Annotated in this window: 11 protein-coding genes and 1 pseudogene; 10 read left to right on the top strand and 2 right to left on the bottom strand. The window is 72.0% G+C overall.

The features are described from left to right. Positions 1 to 6: 6 nt before the first annotated feature. From ABD346_RS37260 to ABD346_RS37250, 3 genes are all read left to right on the top strand, one after another. A complete protein-coding gene (locus tag ABD346_RS37260) occupies positions 7 to 1,428 on the top strand; it encodes an NAD(P)/FAD-dependent oxidoreductase (protein WP_344380754.1) in 1,422 nt (473 codons plus the stop codon). Positions 1,429 to 1,615: 187 nt separating this feature from the next. After that, positions 1,616 to 2,080, top strand: coding sequence for a hypothetical protein (locus ABD346_RS37255; protein ID WP_344380753.1), 465 nt, complete (start codon positions 1,616 to 1,618; stop codon positions 2,078 to 2,080). A gap of 97 nt (positions 2,081 to 2,177) precedes the next feature. Continuing rightward, on the top strand, positions 2,178 to 3,992 hold the full coding sequence (locus ABD346_RS37250; protein ID WP_344380752.1) for a chitinase: 1,815 nt from the start codon (positions 2,178 to 2,180) through the stop codon (positions 3,990 to 3,992). Here the strand turns inward: ABD346_RS37250 and ABD346_RS37245 are convergent. Further along, on the bottom strand, positions 3,943 to 4,740 hold the full coding sequence (locus ABD346_RS37245) for a phosphatase PAP2 family protein (RefSeq protein WP_344380751.1): 798 nt from the start codon (positions 4,738 to 4,740) through the stop codon (positions 3,943 to 3,945). The two genes, ABD346_RS37250 and ABD346_RS37245, sit on opposite strands and share 50 nt — an antisense overlap. 102 nt (positions 4,741 to 4,842) lie before the next feature. Beyond that, the gene (gene gabT / locus ABD346_RS37240; RefSeq protein WP_344380750.1) at positions 4,843 to 6,177 is read right to left on the bottom strand and encodes a 4-aminobutyrate--2-oxoglutarate transaminase; all 1,335 of its coding nucleotides are present in this window, start codon (positions 6,175 to 6,177) and stop codon (positions 4,843 to 4,845) included. A gap of 245 nt (positions 6,178 to 6,422) precedes the next feature. Between gabT and ABD346_RS37235 the strand changes: the two genes are divergently transcribed. From ABD346_RS37235 to ABD346_RS37205, 7 genes and pseudogenes are all read left to right on the top strand, one after another. Continuing rightward, complete coding sequence (locus ABD346_RS37235) at positions 6,423 to 8,762, top strand: ATP/GTP-binding protein (protein WP_344380749.1); 2,340 nt, start codon at positions 6,423 to 6,425, stop codon at positions 8,760 to 8,762. A 144-nt stretch (positions 8,763 to 8,906) separates the two neighbouring features. Next, positions 8,907 to 10,454, top strand: coding sequence for a PucR family transcriptional regulator (locus tag ABD346_RS37230; protein WP_344380748.1), 1,548 nt, complete (start codon positions 8,907 to 8,909; stop codon positions 10,452 to 10,454). A gap of 168 nt (positions 10,455 to 10,622) precedes the next feature. Continuing rightward, positions 10,623 to 12,068, top strand: a complete 1,446-nt coding sequence (locus tag ABD346_RS37225) for an aldehyde dehydrogenase family protein (protein WP_344380747.1) — start codon at positions 10,623 to 10,625, stop codon at positions 12,066 to 12,068. A gap of 192 nt (positions 12,069 to 12,260) precedes the next feature. Further along, a complete protein-coding gene (locus ABD346_RS37220) occupies positions 12,261 to 14,183 on the top strand; it encodes an acyl-CoA dehydrogenase family protein (RefSeq protein ID WP_344380746.1) in 1,923 nt (640 codons plus the stop codon). A gap of 164 nt (positions 14,184 to 14,347) precedes the next feature. Next, the gene (dxr, locus tag ABD346_RS37215; RefSeq protein ID WP_344380745.1) at positions 14,348 to 15,598 is read left to right on the top strand and encodes a 1-deoxy-D-xylulose-5-phosphate reductoisomerase; all 1,251 of its coding nucleotides are present in this window, start codon (positions 14,348 to 14,350) and stop codon (positions 15,596 to 15,598) included. Beyond that, positions 15,595 to 16,896: a M50 family metallopeptidase gene (locus tag ABD346_RS37210; RefSeq protein WP_344380744.1), complete on the top strand. Its 1,302-nt coding sequence runs from the start codon at positions 15,595 to 15,597 to the stop codon at positions 16,894 to 16,896. The genes dxr and ABD346_RS37210 overlap by 4 nt, the downstream gene beginning before the upstream one ends. Before the next feature lie 186 nt (positions 16,897 to 17,082). Continuing rightward, positions 17,083 to 17,227, top strand: a pseudogene (locus ABD346_RS37205) (flavodoxin-dependent (E)-4-hydroxy-3-methylbut-2-enyl-diphosphate synthase); the annotation flags it as partial.

Below are 17,227 nucleotides of genomic sequence, written 5' to 3'. Positions count from 1 at the left end.
GGAATCATGGCCGTGACCCGAGCCATGAAGAGTGCAGCACGACAGTCCCTGGCGGGCGCGAAGCCCGTCCCCTTCTGGCTGGAGGACCCCGGCCGCCCCGAGGCGCTGCCCGCCCTCACCGGCGACGAGAAGTGCGGTCTGCTCGTCGTCGGCGGCGGCTACAGCGGGCTGTGGACCGCGCTCGTCGCCAAGGAGCGCGAGCCCGGCCGCGACGTCGTCCTCATCGAGGGCAAGGAGATCGGCTGGGCCGCCTCCGGCCGCAACGGCGGCTTCTGCGCCGCCTCCCTCACCCACGGCCTCGGCAACGGGCTCGCCCGCTGGCCGGACGAGCTGGCCCGGCTCGAAGAGCTGGGAGCTGCGAACCTCGACGCCATCGAGGCCGCCGTCGCCCGCTACAAGATCGACTGCGATTTCGAGCGGACCGGCGAGATCGACGTCGCCACCGAGCCCCACCAGCTCGAAGAGCTGCACGAGATGTACGAGGAGGCGACGAACCTCGGCTTCGGCGGGCTCGAACTCCTCGACGAGGAGGCGCTGCGGGCCGAGGTCGACTCGCCCACCTTCCTCGGCGGGCTCTGGGACCGCGACGGCGTCGCCATGCTCCACCCGGCGAAGCTCGCCTGGGGCCTGAAGCAGGGCTGCCTCGATCTCGGCGTACGGATCTACGAGCACACCCCGGGCCTCTCGCTGGCCCGGGTCGGCACCGGCATGGGCGTGCGCACCCCGTACGGCAAGATCCGCGCGGAGCACGTGGCGCTCGGCACCAATGTGTTCCCCTCGCTGGTCAAGCGCCTTCGGCCGTACACGGTGCCGGTGTACGACTACGCGCTGATGACCGAGCCGCTGAACGCCGCCCAGCTCGCCTCCATCGGCTGGCACCGGCGCCAGGGGCTCGGGGACTCGGCCAACCAGTTCCACTACTTCCGGCTCTCCGCCGACAACCGCATCCTGTGGGGCGGCTACGACGCGATCTACCAGTACGGCGGGAAGGTGCGCACCGAGTACGACGACCGGCCCGAGACCTACGCCAAGCTCGCCGAGCAGTTCTTCCACTGCTTCCCGCAGCTGGAGGGGCTGCGCTTCAGCCACGCCTGGGGCGGCGCGATCGACACCTGCTCGCGCTTCTCGGCGTTCTTCGGCACCGCCCACGCCGGCCGGGTCGCGTACGCCGCCGGATACACGGGCCTCGGGGTCGGGGCGACCCGGTTCGGCGCCGAGGTGATGCTCGACCTCCTGGCGGGCGAGCGCACCGAGCGCACCGAGCTGGAAATGGTGCGTACCAAGCCGCTGCCCTTCCCGCCGGAGCCGGTGGCGTGGGCGGGCATCGGCATCACCAAGTGGTCGCTTGCGCGAGCCGACGAGAACGGCGGCCGGCGCAACCTGTGGCTCAAGGCGATGGACCGGGTCGGCCTCGGCTTCGACAGCTGACGCGGTGTGAGTGCTTGATCGTTCCGTGCGCCCCCGGTCACGCCGGGGGCGCACTTCTTTCGTTCGTGGTGTGACCCAGTTCACTACGATGAGGTGCCCGAAGTCGCGTCATAGCCCGGCCCGTCGGCCCTCTCGCCCGTGGACGCACTGGCTGTGCCCAGTGGAGTGGGACCGGACGGAGGACGCAATGACTGCCTCGGGGTCGAAGACCGCGGTGGAATGGCTGGCGTCGGTGGCGCCGGATCCCGACGCCTGCCGGTGGGAGTGGGAGCGGAACCCCCTCGGGGTCGCCCTCCTCCCGGCCGGCCGGCGCTGGGACGTACTGATCCTGCCGGGCGAGCTCGGAGGTCACACGCTCGACGTGCTGACCCGGCTCGTGGACCGGCCGGGTCCCGTGCTCGCCGACTTCGGCGACGAGCGCATCGGCTTCTTCGTGCCGCCGGGCACCGTCGCGCGATGGCTCGGCACGGGGGTGCGCGGGGCGGGCGCGGGCACCTGGATCGTGGTGCCGTACCCGGGCCGGGCGACCGGTGGGGTGCGCTGGCTGGTGCCGCCCGACGGCTCGGGCACCCTCACCGACCCGACCCTCCTGGAGCTGGCGATGCACGAGGCCGCGGCTCACATCGCACGGGACGGGGGCAAGGGGGACTGACCGGGGCGGCTCGGTGCCAGAGGTCTTGACAACCCGATTGGTCTGGACCATGTTGTGCGGGCTTCGTGTCTCAATATCCCCTTGCCGGGAGGCAGTTGTGGACCGCACCAGACATCCGGCCCTACGGTCGTCCCTCTTCGCCGCCCTCACGGCGGCCACCCTCGCCGCGGCCGGACTCGTCGCCGTGGCGCCGCCCGCGCACGCCGCCGACACCGACCTCATGCGCAACGGCGGCTTCGAATCCGGACTCGACGGCTGGAGCTGCACCGTGAACAGCGGCGCCCCCGTCTCCTCGCCCGTGCACAGCGGCACCGGCGCCCTGAAGGCGACCCCGGCCGGCAGCGACAACGCCCAGTGCTCCCAGGCGGTCGCCGTCCAGCCCAACTCCACGTACACGCTGACCAGTTGGGTGCAGGGCAGCTACGTCTACCTGGGCGCCTCTGGCACCGGAACCACCGACGTGTCGACCTGGACGCAGTCCGCGCCGTCCTGGCAGCAGCTGACGACCACCTTCAAGACCGGCGCGAGCACCACCGCGGTGACCGTCTACACGCACGGCTGGTACGGCACCGCCGCATACGAGGCCGACGACGTGACCCTGACCGGTCCCGGCGGCGCCCCCGTCCAGATACCGGCCGCCCCCACCGGGCTCACCGCCTCCGGCGCCACCTCCTCCAGCATCGGCCTGACCTGGTCCCCGGCCACCGGCGCCACCGGCTACACCGTGTACCGCGACGGCGCCAAGGCTGCCTCGGTGAGCGGGACTTCGGCCACCGTCACCGGCCTGGCTCCCAGCACCTCGTACGCCTTCCAGGTCACCGCGACCAACTCCGCGGGGGAGTCCCCGAAGTCGGCCACCGTCACCGCGGCCACCACGGGCGGCACCACCCCGCCGCCCTCCGGCCACGCGCTCGTCGGGTATCTGCACGCGTCCTTCGCCAACGGCGCGGGCTACACGCGCATGGCGGACGTGCCCGACGACTGGAACTTCATCGACCTCGCCTTCGGCGAACCGACCTCGGCGACCTCGGGCGACATCCGCTTCAACCTGTGCCCGGTCACCGAATGCCCGACCGTGGAGTCGCTCGCCGACTTCAAGGCCGCCATCAAGGCCAAGCAGGCCGCGGGCAAGAAGGTGCTGATCTCGATCGGTGGCCAGAACGGCCAGGTCCAGCTCACCACGACCGCCGCCCGCGACACCTTCGTCTCGTCCGTCTCGAAGATCATCGACGACTACGGGCTGGACGGCCTCGACATCGACTTCGAGGGCCACTCGCTCTCGCTGAACACCGGCGACACGGACTTCCGCACCCCCACGACTCCCGCCGTCGTCAACCTCATTGACGCCCTGAAGGCCCTGAAGGCCAAGTACGGCTCGAAGTTCGTCCTGACGATGGCCCCGGAGACGTTCTTCGTGCAGCTCGGGTACCAGTACTACGGCTCCGGCCCCTGGGGCGGGCAGGATCCGCGCTGCGGCGCCTACCTCCCGGTCATTTATGCGCTGCGCGATTCGCTCACCCTGCTGCACGTCCAGGACTACAACTCGGGCTCGATCATGGGCCTCGACAACCAGTACCACTCGATGGGCGGCGCGGACTTCCACATCGCCATGACCGACATGCTGCTCACCGGCTTCCCCGTGGCGGGCGACACCTCGAAGATGTTCCCCGCGCTGCGCCCCGACCAGGTCGCCATCGGCCTGCCCGCCTCCACTCAGGCGGGCAACGGCTGGACCAGCCCCGCCGAGGTCACCAAGACCCTGGACTGCCTGACGAAGAAGGCGAACTGCGGCGCGTACCAGACCCACGGAACCTGGCCGGGCCTGCGCGGCCTCATGACCTGGTCGATCAACTGGGACCGCTTCAACGGCGGGGAGTTCTCGAAGAACTTCGACGCATACCCGTGGAGCTGACCACCAGAAGAGCCCCGCACAGGCAGCAGCTGGCGAGCACGTCCAGGGGCCAGTGGTAGCCGTGCAGGACCAGACCGATGCCCGTCGCCACGGTGAGCGCCCCCGCGGCGGCGGGCATCAGCCATCCGCGGCGTACGCACGGGGACAACAGGAGCGCGGCCCCGCCGTACGCCACCATCGCGGTCGCCGTATGGCCCGAGGGGTAGTAGCCGGTGGCGGCCTCCAGCGGGCCCGGCCGGGCGATCCAGTCCTTCAGCGGCACGATCAGGAGTGGTACGAGCGCCATCGTCACGGCGGCGATCAGCGCCTGTCGGCGCAGCCCGCGCCACAGGGCGTACCCGATGGCGGCGGCGAGGACGGGGAGCGCGACCGGCATGCTGCCGAGGTCGGCGAGGGTTTCGGCGAGCCAGGACGGGCCGTGGCCGGTCACCGCCCGGTCGAGGCGCTCGTCCAGACGGCGCAGCGGGCCGCCGGACGCGACCTGCCAGGTGATGACCGCGAACACGCAGAGCAGCGTGGCGAAGAGGAAAGCCGGCCGCCCCGGAACAGGGGGGGAGGTTCCGGGGCGGCCGCCTTGACCGGCGTACCGCGCGCCCCGGGGGGTATGGGGCGGACGGCCATCCGATCGGTGAGGAGTTCCGGAGCCGGAGGCTCCAGTGGTGTGCGCGAGGGCACGACCAGGGCAAGGCTGGGGATGCTCCGCCCTGGAATCGCCCGCAGTCCCCTGCGGGCGGGGTGTTTCTCTCATCTGCAGAAACCGTACGGCAGACAGCGGGGGACCGACAGCGGGAACTCCATCCCGCCATTGGCCCCCCACACGTTCTTCACAGGCGGTGCTGACTACTCAGCGTCACGCGCCGGTGAAGGCCTGCTCGATGATGTCGAGGCCCTCGTTCAGCAGGTCCTCGCCGATGACCAGCGGGGGCAGGAAGCGCAGGACGTTGCCGTACGTGCCGCAGGTCAGGACGAGCAGTCCCTCCGCGTGGCAGGCCTTGGCGAGCGCGCCCGCGGCCTCCGGGTTCGGCGTCTTCGAGGCGCGGTCCTTGACCAGCTCGATGGCGATCATGGCGCCGCGGCCGCGGATGTCGCCGATGATGTCGTACTTCTCGGCCATGGCCGCCAGGCGGGCCTTCATGACCTCCTCGATGCGCTTGGCCTTGCCGTTGAGGTCGAGCTCCTTCATCGTCTCGATCGCGCCGAGGGCGGCGGCACAGGCCACCGGGTTGCCGCCGTAGGTGCCGCCGAGGCCGCCCGCGTGCGCGGAGTCCATGATCTCGGCGCGGCCCGTCACGGCGGCGAGCGGCATGCCGCCCGCGATGCCCTTGGCGGTGGTGATGAGGTCCGGGACGATGCCCTCGTCCTCACAGGCGAACCACTGGCCGGTGCGGCAGAAGCCGGACTGGATCTCGTCCGCGACGAAGACGATCCCGTTGTCCTTGGCGAACTGGCTGATGGCGGGCAGGAAGCCCTTGGCCGGCTCGATGAAGCCGCCCTCGCCGAGCACCGGCTCGATGATGATCGCGGCGACGTTGTCCGCGCCGATCTGCTTGTTGATCATGTCGATGGCCTGCGCGGACGCCTCGGCACCGGCGTTCTCCGGACCGGTCAGCCAGCGGTAGCCGTACGCCACCGGCACCCGGTAGACCTCGGGCGCGAACGGGCCGAAGCCGTTCTTGTACGGCATGTTCTTGCTCGTCAGCGCCATCGTCAGGTTGGTACGGCCGTGGTAGCCGTGGTCGAAGACGACGACGGCCTGGCGCTTGGTGTACGCACGGGCGATCTTGACGGCGTTCTCGACGGCCTCGGCGCCCGAGTTGAACAGCGCGGACTTCTTGGCGTGGTCGCCCGGGGTCAGCTCGGCGAGCTGCTCGGCGACGGCGACGTAGCCCTCGTACGGCGTGACCATGAAGCAGGTGTGCGTGAAGTCCTGCAGCTGGGCGCTCGCGCGGCGCACCACGGCCTCGGCGGAGGCGCCGACCGACGTCACCGCGATGCCGGAGCCGAAGTCGATCAGGCGGTTGCCGTCGACGTCCTCGATGATGCCGCCGCCCGCGCGCGCGGTGAACACGGGCAGCGTGGAGCCCACACCGGCGGCGACGGCCGCGAGACGGCGGGCCTGAAGCTCCTGCGACTTCGGGCCGGGGATGGCGGTGACGACGCGGCGCTCCTGCGGGATCGCGCTCATGAGGGGCTCCTGGAGATTTTCGTGGGGATTCGGACGCTTCCTTGGCTTTCTTGGCAGGCTAAGGCGCACGAACAGGCCGTGGCATGCGCCGTTCGGTAGTGGTGGGGGTGTGTCCCTTGTCCTTGGCGGACAGTTCCCCCGCGTGGGTGCGCGGTGCCCGGCAGCGGTGAACCGTCGTGCCCTGCCACTAGATTGAGCCTCGCACCGCTCGGAACGGACCTGGCTGGTCAGGGGGCAAGGGGTCGATGGACACCGAAGGCACGCACGACGCACGCGGCACCCGTTCGGGGGCGGTCCCGCGCCCCGTAGTGCCGCCCCCGCGCCCGCCGCTCCCGCCCCGCCCCACCGAAGCGCCCGCGGCCGGGCCCGCCCTCGGCGACTGGCTGCGCACCCCGCGTGCCCCGGCCGAACCGGGCCTGTGGCGCTTCGGCCACAAGCCACGGCCGGACGCGGACCCGGACCGGGTGCCCGACCGGGCGCTCCTCGTCGGCGCCCTGGTGGCGCTGCTCGCGGCCACCCTGGTCTGGTCGCTGTGGACCAACGGATACATCCCGCACAGCCGAGTGCTGCTTGAGCTGTTCACGCCCGCCGAGTGGTGGCGCTACCCGCGGCCGCCGGAGGCGATCACCGCCATCGAGGTCTACAACAGCCTCTTCGCCGCACTGCTGATCTATGTGTTCGGCCGGATGGGCAACTGGCTGGAGGTCTTCCGGCGGTACGCGGTCGACTGCCCGCAGCCCGAGCGGACCCTGCGCACGGGCCTCGTCGGCGCGATCGCGGTGTGGCTCGTGATCGGGACCAGCCTGTTCCCCTTCTTCTTCACCATCTGGAGCCTGTTCCCGCTGTCCTGGACGACCGGCGACGGCGACCGGGCGGTGGCCACGTTCGTGAACTACGGGCTGTACGTGCTGGTCGGCGGCGCGGTGCTCTGGCCCTTCGCCAAGGCCGGCGACTGGCTCGGCCACTTCCGCAAGGGCAAGGCCGCCTCCCCGGCGCAGACTCCCGCCGCATCCCCCGCGGTCTCCCCCGCCGACTGGCCCCAGCTGCGGTCCGCGGGCCAGGACGCCGCCGCCGACCGGCTGGTGGCCGAGGAGCGGGCCGGGCGGATGAACGACGTCGACTGCGTACGGATCCGGCGGGCCTGGGCGAGTGTGAAGGCGGACCCGTCCCGGCTCGGCGCGTTCGCCGAGGCGGTCGCGGGCCAGGGCGCGCGGGCCTGTCTGCACCCCTCGGGCGATCGCGATCTGCCCGCCCGCGCGGCCACCCACGACCTCCTCACCTCGCAGGTACGGCTCGGCCGCTACCCCGACGCGGAGCGCACCCCGGCCGCCCGCAGGGGTGCGGGGGCGGCCGTCGACCCGGCCGCGCTCGGCTCGTCGCTGCTCGCGGTCGGACCGTTCGGCTCGGGCAAGACCCGGCACCTGGTGCGGCCCGTGGTGGAGTCGCTCGCGCTCCAGGCGCTGGCCGGGAAGGCCGCCGTCGTGGCGGTGTGCGCGGCGGGCACCCCGCTCGGCCCCGACGACGGCTACGACGTGGTGATCAAGCCCGGCGACGCCTCCTCCGCGTACGACCTCGACCTGTACGGCGGCACCGCCGACCCCGACGAGGCCGCCGCCCTGCTCGCCGAGGCCCTCGCCGGGGACATCCCCGAGGTCGACGCGCGGCGGGCCGCGACCGCCCTGGCCCAGCTGCTCGGCCCCTATCGCACGGCCCACGGACGCTTCCCCGCCGTGCCCGTCCTGCGCGAGCTGCTCGACGGATCGCCCGGCGCCATGGAAGAGCTCCGGTCGAGCCTCGACGCCGAGGCGCACCGCGCCTACCACCGCGAACTCGACGCCAGGGAGCGGCAGTTGGGTACCCCGGGCGACCCGGGGCTCGCGCTCGCCGCGCGCGTCGCGGTGCTCGACCGCCCCGCCTTCGAGGGGTTCTTCGACACCACGGGCGAGACCCGGCCGTTCTCGCTGCGCTCCCTCGAACACCCGCTGCGGGTCCGCGTCGACGTGCCCGAACGCGGCCACCCGGAGGCGGCGCACCTGCTGACCCGGCTGATCCTCGCCCAGTTCACCGCCGGGGCGGCCGCCCGCCGGGACCGCTCGCTCTTCGCCTTCCTCGCCGTCGACGACGCGACACACGCCGTGACCGCCGAGTCCGTACGGTCCCTGCAACGGCTGCGGAACTGCAACGCCGGGGTGCTGCTCACCCTGCGGGCACTCGGCGACGTACCGGAGCAGCTGCACACCTCGCTGCTCGGCTCGGTCGGCTGCCACATGGCGTTCTCCGGGATCACCACCTGGGACGGGCGGCTCTTCGCGCAGGCGTGGGGCACCGAGTGGGTGGAGACCACCGAGGTCGCCAAGCACACCGTCTTCGCGGACCAGCCACTCACCCGGGCGGTCCACGCGCTGCGCAAACTCGTCACCGGCAAGGCCGTCACCACCGACGCCGTCACCGTGCGCAAGGTCGAGCGGGAGCGCTGGTCGGCGTCCGAGCTCGCCCACCAGGTGCCGGCCGGGCACGCGGTGCTCTCGCTGACCACCGTGCAGGGAGAGCACGCGCCGCCACTCCTGGTGGACCTGCGGGCGTGAGACCGGTACCGGTCGGTTGAACGGCTCGGCGGAACCTGGCCGAGCTGGCAAAATGGAGTTGCCCGTTCATACGGGACGTAGCAATCACTTACTGTCGCTACTTCCTGTGTTCCCGACTCCCTGCCGCGAAGGTAACCCCGTCCCATGCCGCCCACGCTCGCCTCGCTCGTCCAGCACTCGGCGCTCAAGCTCACCGTGCGCGCGGGGGAGGACCACCTGGACCGCCCGGTGCGCTGGGCCCACGTCAGCGAACTCGCCGACCCCGTCCCGTACATGGAGGGCGGCGAACTGCTGCTCACCACCGCGATGACGCTGGACGCCGACGACCCCCAGGCCATGCGCAGGTACGTGCGCAGGCTGGCCAGGGCCGGGGTGGTCGGGCTCGGCTTCGCGATCGGGGTCAACTACGACACGGTGCCTCAGGCGCTGCTCGCGGCGGCCCGCGAGGAGGACCTCCCGCTCGTGGAGGTGCCCCGGCGCACCCCGTTCCTGGCCATCTCCAAGGCGGTCTCGGCGGCCATCTCGGCCGACCAGTACCGTGCGGTCACCGCCGGCTTCGAGGCGCAGCGCGAGCTGACGAAGGCGGCGCTGTCCGAAGGGCCGGCCGTCCTCATCGCCAAGCTCGCCGCGCACGTCGACGGCTGGGCCGCGCTGTACGACACCTCCGGCGCGGTCGTGGCGGCCGCCCCCGAGTGGGCCGCGCGGCGCGCCGCCCGGCTCGCCCCGGACGTGGCCCGGCTGCGCGAGCGCGCGGCTCCGGCGAGCGCGGTCGTCGGCGCCGACGACGCCTCCGGCGACCGGGTCGAGCTCCAGTCGCTCGGCACGGGGCGGCGGGTGCGCGGCGCGCTGGCCGTGGGTACGGGGGCGCCGCTCGGCACCGCCGAGCGCTACGCGGTGCACTCGGCGGTAGCTCTGCTGACCTTGACGACGGAGCGCTCACGCTCGCTCCAGTCCGCCGAGCAGCGCCTGGGCGCGGCCGTTCTGCGCATGCTGCTCTCCGGGCAGCAGGACCACGCCCGCGCGGTGGCGGGCGACCTCTACGGAGGGCTCCTGGACGCGCCGTTCCGGCTGGTCATCGCCGAGCCCGCGGGGGAGGGCGACCCCGCCGGGCTCGGCGCGCTCGCCGAGACGATGGAGTCGGCCGCCGCGCGCTGTGGCGAGGCGGTGCTCGTGGTGCCGGAGGGGGCGCGGCTGGTCGTCCTCGCGGCGGACGGCGGCGAGGCCGTCGCGGCCTGCAAGGCCCACGAGGCCGCCGAGGGCGAGGAACTCGTCATAGGCCTCTCCGCGCCGGCCGGGCCGATCGCGGCGGCGTCCGCGTACAAGCAGGCGGAGCAGGCGCTGTCGGTGGCGCGGCGCCGGGGTCAACTGCTCGTGGAACACGAGCAGTTGGTGGCCGGGTCGGTGTTGCCGCTCCTGGCGGACGACGCGGTGCGGGCCTTCGCGGACGGAATGCTCCGCGCCCTGTACGAGCACGATGCGACGGGCCGTGGCGACTTGGTGGCCTCCCTGCGGGCGTGGCTGTCGCGGCACGGCCAGTGGGACGCGGCGGCGGCGGACCTCGGGGTGCACCGGCACACCCTCCGCTACCGGATGCGGAGGGTGGAGGAGATCCTGGGCCGCTCCCTGGACGACCCGGACGTCCGCATGGAGCTGTGGCTGGCCCTGAAGGCCACGTCGGCCCCGGAGGCCTGACCTTTCCCCACCCCGCCCCTTCCCTGGAACCTCCGGTGGTGAAGGTGCTGCTGGGGCGGAGCCCCAGGGTGCTGCGGTCCGGCGGGATGACAAAGCGGCGTACACCGGGGTCCGATCACTCCACCCCGGACAAACGCGCACCCCCGCCCCCCGGCCTACCGTGAGGGCATGACTTCTACCACCGCCTTCTGGCTCGCCGGCCGCGAGGCCACCGGCGACGACCGCTTCGATGTCACTTCGCCCTGGGACGGCCGTCACGTCGCCTCGGTCAGCGTGCCCACCGACGCCCAGGTCGAGGAGGCCGTGGCCGCGGCGCACGCCGTCGTGGAGGAGTTCGCGGCGACCCCGGCGCACGTACGGGCCGCCGCCCTCGACCACGTGTCGAAGCGGCTCACCGAGCGCACCGAGGAGATCGCCCAGCTGATCTCCGCCGAGAACGGCAAGCCGATCAAGTGGGCCCGCGGCGAGGTCGGCCGCGCGGTCTCCGTGTTCCGCTTCGCGGCCGAGGAGGCCCGCCGCTTCAACGGCGGCGAGGCCCAGCGCCTGGACACCGACGGCGGCGGCGTGGGCCGCCTCGCCCTGACCCGCCGCTTCCCCAAGGGTGTCGTCCTCGGCATCGCACCGTTCAACTTCCCGCTGAACCTGTGCGCCCACAAGGTCGCCCCGGCCATCGCGGTCGGCGCCCCGATCATTCTGAAGCCCGCCCCCGCGACCCCGCTCTCGGGGCTCATCCTCGGTGAGCTGCTCGCCGAGACCGAGCTGCCGGCCGGCTCGTGGAGCATCCTGCCGGTCGCCAACGACAAGATGCCGGCGCTGGTGCAGGACGACCGCCTCCCGGTCATCTCCTTCACCGGTTCCGACAAGGTCGGCTACGCGATCATGGACTCGGTGCCGCGCAAGCACTGCACCCTGGAGCTCGGCGGCAACGGCGCGGCCGTCGTTCTCGCCGACTGGGCCTCCGAGGCGGACCTGGACTGGGCGGCGACCCGTATCGCCACCTTCTCCAACTACCAGGGCGGCCAGTCCTGCATCTCGGTGCAGCGGGTCATCGCGGACGCCGCCGTCCACGACCGGCTGCTGCCGAAGATCGTCGCCGCCGTCGAGGCGCAGGTCACCGGCGACCCGTCCGACGCAACCACCGACGTCGGCCCGCTGGTCAGCGAGGACGCCGCCAAGCGCGTCGAGTCCTGGGTCGACGAGGCCGTCTCGGCCGGTGCGAAGCTGCTCGCCGGCGGCAAGCGCGACGGCGCCTCCTACGCGCCGACCGTGCTCACCGAGGTCCCGGCCGGCACCACGCTGGCCTGCGAGGAGGTCTTCGGACCCGTCCTGACCGTACAGAAGGTGGACGGCGAGGCCGAGGCGTTCGCCGCGGTCAACTCCTCCAAGTACGGCCTCCAGGCCGGGGTGTTCACGCACGACCTCCAGACCGCCTTCCGCGCCCACCGCGCCCTGGAGGTCGGCGGCGTGATCATCGGCGACGTGCCCTCCTACCGTGCCGACCAGATGCCGTACGGCGGCGCCAAGGCCTCCGGCGTCGGCCGCGAGGGCGTCCGCTACGCGATGGACGACTACACCTACGAGCGCGTCCTCGTCCTGACGGGCCTCGCCCTCTAGGAACGCGGCGCCGCCGGCAGGANGGGGCGGGGGGCGGCCCCCCGGGGGGGGGGGCCCCCCCCCGCCGTCGTACGTCCGGGCGGGCGCGAGGGGTGGTCCAAGTGCCGGGAATCGGGTACATACGGACGAGTAGCACCACCCGGTAACGGGCAGCCGCCCGCACCCGTCAGCCCGCGGCGAGGAGAACCCCTCATGACCGCACCACAGCACACGCCCAAGGTCTCCGAGCGCGAGGCGCGCCAGGTAGCCGAGGCCGCCCGCGAGCAGGACTGGCGCAAGCCCAGCTTCGCGAAGGAACTCTTCCTCGGCCGGCTGCGCCTCGATCTGATCCACCCTCATCCGCTGCCCGCCCCCGACGACGTGGAGCGCGGCGAGGCCTTCCTCGCCAAGATGCGCGACTTCTGCGAGACCCGTGTGGACGGCCGCCTCATCGAGCGCGAGTCGCGGATCCCCGACGAGGTCGTGAACGGGCTCAAGGAGCTCGGCGCCTTCGGGATGAAGATCGACACGAAGTACGGCGGCCAGGGGCTGACCCAGGTCTACTACAACAAGGCGCTCACCCTGGCCGGTTCGGCGAGCCCCGCCATAGGCGCACTGCTCTCCGCGCACCAGTCGATCGGCGTGCCCCAGCCGCTGAAGCTGTTCGGCACCCAGGAGCAGAAGGACACCTTCCTGCCCCGCTGCGCCCGTACCGACATCTCCGCCTTCCTGCTCACCGAGCCCGACGTGGGCTCCGACCCGGCCCGCCTCGCCACCTCGGCGGTGCCCGACGGCGACGAGTACGTCCTGGACGGCGTGAAGCTCTGGACGACCAACGGCGTCGTCGCGGACCTCCTCGTCGTGATGGCCCGGGTGCCCAGGTCCGAGGGCCACAAGGGCGGGATCACCGCCTTCGTCGTCGAGGCGGACTCGCCGGGTGTCACCGTCGAGAACCGCAACGCCTTCATGGGCCTGCGCGGCATCGAGAACGGCGTCACCCGCTTCCACCAGGTCCGCGTCCCGGCCGCCAACCGGATCGGCCCCGAGGGCTCCGGCCTCAAGATCGCCCTGACCACGCTCAACACCGGCCGCCTCTCGCTGCCCGCCATGTGCGTCGGCGGCGGCAAGTGGTGCCTGAAGATCGCCCGCGAATGGGCCGGCGTACGCGAGCAGTGGGGCCGGCCGGTCGCCCGGCACGAGGCGGTCGGCGCGAAGATCTCCTTCATCGCAGCGACCACGTTCGCCCTCGAAGCGATGACGGACCTCTCCTCGCAGATGGCCGACGAGGACCGCAACGACATCCGCATCGAGGCCGCCCTCGCCAAGCTGTACGGGTCCGAGATGGGCTGGCTGATGACGGACGAGCTGGTCCAGATCCGCGGCGGCCGCGGCTTCGAGACCGCGGACTCGCTCGCGGCCCGCGGCGAGCGGGCCGTCCCCGCCGAGCAGATGCTCCGCGACATGCGGATCAACCGGATCTTCGAGGGCTCGACGGAGATCATGCACCTGCTGATCGCCCGCGAGGCGGTCGACGCCCACCTGTCCGTCGCGGGCGACCTGATCGACCCCGACAAGTCCCTCCAGGACAAGGCCAGGGCGGGCGCGAACGCGGCCGGGTTCTACGCCAAGTGGCTGCCCAAGCTGGTCGCGGGACCCGGTCAACTCCCGCGCTCCTACAGCGAGTTCGGGCCACTCGCCCAGCACCTGCGCTACGCCGAGCGCTCCGCGCGCAAGCTCGCCCGCTCGACGTTCTACGCGATGTCGCGCTGGCAGGGCCGCATGGAGACCAAGCAGGGCTTCCTCGGCCGGATCGTCGACATCGGGGCCGAGCTGTTCGCGATGAGCGCGGCCTGCGTACGGGCCGAGCACCTGCGGGCCACCGGCGAGAACGGCCGCGAGGCGGTCCAGCTCGCCGACACCTTCTGCCGCCAGTCCCGCATCCGAGTGGAGGAGCTCTTCACCCGGTTGTGGAGCAACACCGACGACCTCGACCGCAAGATCGTCGACGAGGTGCTCGCCGGCTCCTACACCTGGCTGGAGGAGGGCGTCCTCGACCCCTCCGACAACGGCCCCTGGATCGCGGACGCGACCCCGGGCCCGGCCAAGCGCGACAACGTCCACCGCCCCATCCGCTGATCCCTTACCGAATTTCAAGGCCGGAGCGACAGGGTCCGCTCCGGCCCGCGGCCCGCGGGCGCCGCCCCGACAGCGGGGTACGGGACGGCGCCCGCGCACTCATCCCGGTCTTATTGGCAGGAGCGCTGTCCGGGCGCACAGCCGATGCGGCAACAATGGGGGGCATGAGCGACAGCCCAGCCCCCCTCGCCGACCCCCACATCGCCTTCGATCCAGCCGTTGGCCGACGCGATGTGGTGGTCCTCGGATCCACCGGGTCCATCGGTACCCAGGCCATCGACCTGGTCCTGCGCAACCCCGACCGCTTCCGCGTGACCGCGCTCTCCGCGGCCGGCGGCCGGGTCGAGCTGCTCGCCGAGCAGGCCCGGCGGCTGCGGGTCGCCGCTGTCGCGGTGGCGCGCGAGGACGCCGTGCCCGCGCTGCGCGAGGCGCTGGCGGCGCAGTACGGCACCGAGCCGCTCCCCGAGATCCTGGCGGGCCCCGACGCGGCCACCGAGCTCGCGGCCTCCCCCTGCCACACCGTCCTGAACGGGATCACCGGCTCCATCGGGCTCGCCCCGACGCTGGCCGCGCTCGAAGCCGGCCGCACGCTCGCCCTCGCCAACAAGGAGTCGCTGATCGTCGGCGGCCCGCTGGTCAAGGCGATCGCAAAGCCCGGCCAGATCATCCCCGTCGACTCCGAGCACGCCGCGCTCTTCCAGGCGCTGGCCGCCGGCAAGCGCGCCGACGTGCGCAAGCTCGTCGTGACCGCGTCCGGCGGGCCCTTCCGGGGACGTACCAGGAGCGAACTCGCCGACGTCACCCCGGCCGACGCGCTCGCCCACCCCACCTGGGCGATGGGCCCCGTCATCACGGTCAACTCGGCCACCCTGGTCAACAAGGGCCTGGAGGTGATCGAGGCCCACCTGCTCTACGACATCCCCTTCTCGCGCATCGAGGTCGTCGTCCACCCCCAGTCCTACGTGCACTCCATGGTCGAGTTCACCGACGGCTCGACGCTGGCGCAGGCGACCCCGCCGGACATGCGCGGGCCGATCGCGATCGGGCTCGGCTGGCCCGAGCGGGTCCCGGGCGCGGCGCCCGCGTTCGACTGGTCCAAGGCCTCGACCTGGGAGTTCTTCCCGCTCGACAACGACGCGTTCCCGTCCGTGGGACTCGCCCGGCACGTTGGGGAGCTGGGCGGGACGGCTCCGGCGGTGTTCAATGCCGCGAACGAGGAATGCGTGGACGCGTTCCTGGCCGGGCGGCTCCCCTTCAGCGGGATCATGGAGACGGTGACGGAGGTCGTCGCCGAACACGGAACGCCCCGGGCGGGAACTTCCCTCACGGTCTCGGACGTCCTGGAAGCGGAGACCTGGGCACGCGCCCGGGCCCGGGAACTCGCGGTGAAGGCAACAGCGGAGGCACGCGCATGACGATCCTGTTGACGGTCCTCGGCATAGCGCTCTTCGCCGTGGGGCTGCTCATCTCCATCGCGTGGCACGAGCTCGGCCATCTCTCCACGGCCAAGCTCTTCGGCATCCGCGTGCCCCAGTACATGGTCGGCTTCGGCCCCACGATCTGGTCGCGCAAGAAGGGCGACACCGAGTACGGGATCAAGGCCATCCCGGCCGGCGGCTACATCCGCATGATCGGCATGTTCCCGCCCGGTGCGGACGGCCGCATCGAGGCACGCTCGACCTCGCCGTTCCGCGGCATGATCGAGGACGCCAGGGCCGCGGCCTTCGAGGAGCTCCAGCCCGGCGACGAGGACCGGCTGTTCTACACGCGCAAGCCCTGGAAGCGCGTCATCGTCATGTTCGCGGGCCCGTTCATGAACCTGATCCTCGCGGTGGCGATCTTCCTCACCGTGCTCATGGGCTTCGGCATGGCGACCCAGACCACCCAGGTCGCAGGCGTCCAGAAGTGCGTGATCGCGCAGAGCGAGAAGCGCGAGACCTGCAAGCCGAGCGACGCGGTCTCGCCCGCCGAGGCCGCCGGCATGAAGACCGGCGACAAGATCGTCGCCTTCGACGGCAAGCCCGTGAAGGACTGGTCCGACCTCTCGGACCGCATCCGCGAGACCATCGGCCCGGCCACGATCACCGTGGAGCGCGGCGGCCAACAGGTCGTCCTGCACGCCACGCTGGCCAAGAACATGGTGGCCAAGAAGGACTCGGACGGCCAGGTCGTCCCCGACCAGTACGTCCCGGCCGGCTACCTCGGCTTCGCCGCCAAGACCGAGATCCAGCCGCTCAGCTTCGGCGCGTCCGTGAACCGCATGGGCGACATGGTCGAGAACGGCGTCCACTCGATCATCGCCCTGCCGGGCAAGATCCCGGACCTGTGGAACGCGGCCTTCGACGGCGGCGAGCGCAAGGCCGACTCCCCGGTCGGCGTGGTGGGCGCGGCCCGCCTCAGCGGCGAGGTGCTCAACCTGGACGCCCCGACGCAGAACATCATCGCGACGTTCCTGTTCCTGCTCGCGGGCTTCAACCTCTCGCTGTTCCTGTTCAACATGCTGCCGCTGCTTCCGCTGGACGGCGGCCACATCGCGGGCGCCCTGTGGGAGTCGCTGCGCCGCAACCTGGCCCGCGTCCTCAAGCGCCCCGACCCGGGCCCGTTCGACGTGGCGAAGCTGATGCCGGTGGCGTACGTGGTGGCCGGAATCTTCATCTGCTTCACGCTGCTCGTGCTGGTGGCGGACGTGGTGAACCCCGTGAAGATCACCTAGCCGGTCGCGGGGGAGAGGCCTGCCGTACGCGGACAGGGGCGGCCCGGGTGCACAGCGTGCCCGGGCCGCCCCTTCGCGTGAACTCTGGGGGCACCCTGTCCTCGGGACCCTCGGAGTGACGTAACCTCGAAGGCTGGAGCCCGCCGATCTCGGGACCTTGATCCACACCTTGGGGTTGCACAGCAGATGACTGCGATTTCACTGGGAATGCCGTCCGTACCGACCAGGCTGGCCGAGCGTCGCAAGAGCCGTCAGATCCAGGTCGGTTCCGTGGCGGTCGGCGGGGACGCACCCGTCTCGGTGCAGTCCATGACCACGACGAGGACGTCGG

The sequence above is a fragment of the Streptomyces mauvecolor genome, assembly GCF_039532965.1.
Lineage (GTDB): Bacteria > Actinomycetota > Actinomycetes > Streptomycetales > Streptomycetaceae > Streptomyces > Streptomyces violascens.
This window is presented reverse-complemented; position numbering and strand designations above follow the sequence as displayed.

Excerpts from the sequence above, each read along its gene's own strand:
- ABD346_RS37245 (WP_344380751.1), bottom strand. The coding sequence starts at position 4,740 with ATGAGAGAAACACCCCGCCCGCAGGGGACTGCGGGCGATTCCAGGGCG.
- ABD346_RS37255 (WP_344380753.1), top strand. The coding sequence starts at position 1,616 with ATGACTGCCTCGGGGTCGAAGACCGCGGTGGAATGGCTGGCGTCGGTG.
- ABD346_RS37220 (WP_344380746.1), top strand. The coding sequence starts at position 12,261 with ATGACCGCACCACAGCACACGCCCAAGGTCTCCGAGCGCGAGGCGCGC.
- ABD346_RS37230 (WP_344380748.1), top strand. The coding sequence starts at position 8,907 with ATGCCGCCCACGCTCGCCTCGCTCGTCCAGCACTCGGCGCTCAAGCTC.
- ABD346_RS37235 (WP_344380749.1), top strand. The coding sequence starts at position 6,423 with ATGGACACCGAAGGCACGCACGACGCACGCGGCACCCGTTCGGGGGCG.
- ABD346_RS37260 (WP_344380754.1), top strand. The coding sequence starts at position 7 with ATGGCCGTGACCCGAGCCATGAAGAGTGCAGCACGACAGTCCCTGGCG.
- gabT (WP_344380750.1), bottom strand. The coding sequence starts at position 6,177 with ATGAGCGCGATCCCGCAGGAGCGCCGCGTCGTCACCGCCATCCCCGGC.
- ABD346_RS37225 (WP_344380747.1), top strand. The coding sequence starts at position 10,623 with ATGACTTCTACCACCGCCTTCTGGCTCGCCGGCCGCGAGGCCACCGGC.
- ABD346_RS37210 (WP_344380744.1), top strand. The coding sequence starts at position 15,595 with ATGACGATCCTGTTGACGGTCCTCGGCATAGCGCTCTTCGCCGTGGGG.
- dxr (WP_344380745.1), top strand. The coding sequence starts at position 14,348 with ATGAGCGACAGCCCAGCCCCCCTCGCCGACCCCCACATCGCCTTCGAT.